The sequence below is a fragment of the Stutzerimonas marianensis genome (assembly GCF_022810315.1).
Classification (GTDB): Bacteria; Pseudomonadota; Gammaproteobacteria; order Pseudomonadales; family Pseudomonadaceae; genus Stutzerimonas; species Stutzerimonas marianensis.
In genome coordinates this window covers 1-1341 of sequence record NZ_JALGRD010000033.1, presented here as the reverse complement: position 1 = coordinate 1341, position 1341 = coordinate 1, and the positions used below count along the sequence as shown (strand labels likewise).

At 54.2% G+C, this 1341-nt stretch carries 1 protein-coding gene; it reads left to right on the top strand.

The window, feature by feature from the left end:
- Nucleotides 1-462: 462 nt before the first annotated feature.
- The coding region (locus tag MST27_RS22160; protein WP_243608007.1) for an OprD family outer membrane porin at nucleotides 463-1341 on the top strand (879 nt) is incomplete at its 3' end.

Below are 1341 nucleotides of genomic sequence, written 5' to 3'. Positions count from 1 at the left end.
AACTGCCCATGATGATTGCAATGGGAAAAGGGCTAGCAGCAACAGCAAAACTATTTTTCTCATCCAAAGCAAAACGATGACTTCCTGTTTTAGATGTCGAATCCAATCATATAACTACCCCCGCCAAGGCGCGGGACACACATGCGCGCTACTGCGATAGTGATTCGCCCTGGATTTAGTAGACCAATACACCAAAGCGTTCTTTATCAGCTTGCCAAGCCGGCGAGATAGTTGATGACTATGGGTGGTGACTTTAACTAAGAATGGATAACGACCGGGTGACCGCAACATTACAAATCTGTAATCGGGAATACGCGATTGCTTCCCTTCAGATTACAAAATAGTCATTTTCCGCTAATCCTGCCGTCATCTTTAGGGGAAGAACATGGCCAAGCGCTAAAAATACAAAAAGGCGAAAGGCGTCATTCGAGCACTGACCTGCCGTACATAAGGAGCATTATCATGAGCAAAATGGCCGTTTTTTCACTGACAGCCCTTTCACTGGCATTGGGCAGCGCCCCGGTCCTAGCCCAATCGGAAACAGCGGACGGCTTCATCGAAGGCAGCACGCTATCGCTGATAAATCGCAACTATTATTTCAATCGAGATTTTCGCGACGGTGAGAGTGCCACCGGCAATGGCTACTCCGAGGAATGGGCCCACGGATTGATGGCCTTCTTCGAGTCCGGATATACCCAAGGCTCGGTAGGGATTGGCGTCGACGCCTTCGCCATGCTCGGACTCAAACTCGACTCCGGTTCGGGGCGCTCCGGTGCGGGCGGCAGCATCGACCTGCTTCCCCACGACAGCGCCGGCGATCCTGAGGATGACTTCACACGGGTGGGGGGCGCGGTGAAAGCACGCTTGCTGGACACCGAGATCAAGGCAGGCGATGTATTTCCCGCTACTCCCGTCGTGCACTTTGGTGACGCACGGCTGCTGCCGGAGTCTTTCAAGGGTGTCACCGTTGTGAACAACTCGCTGGACGACCTCACCCTCCAGGGCGGCCGCCTGCACGCGATGAGCCAGCCCAATACCAGCAACACGAACGATGACTTCGTCACGTTTTATGGCGGTGCCGTCGACGCCCCTTGGCTCGGCTACGCAGGCGGTGACTATAGCGTAAACGAAAATCTCAGTTTTAGCCTGTATACCAGCCGCCTCAAGGATGCCTGGAACCAACATTACTTCGGTCTATCGGCCACCTATCCGCTTTCCGATGTCGTCGCGTTGCTGGGCAGTTTCAACTACTACAAGGCAACCGACGAAGGCCGCGAATTACTGGGCGAGTTCGACAACAACATCTGGAGCTCAAGCCTGGGTGTCGCCTTCGGCGCGCAC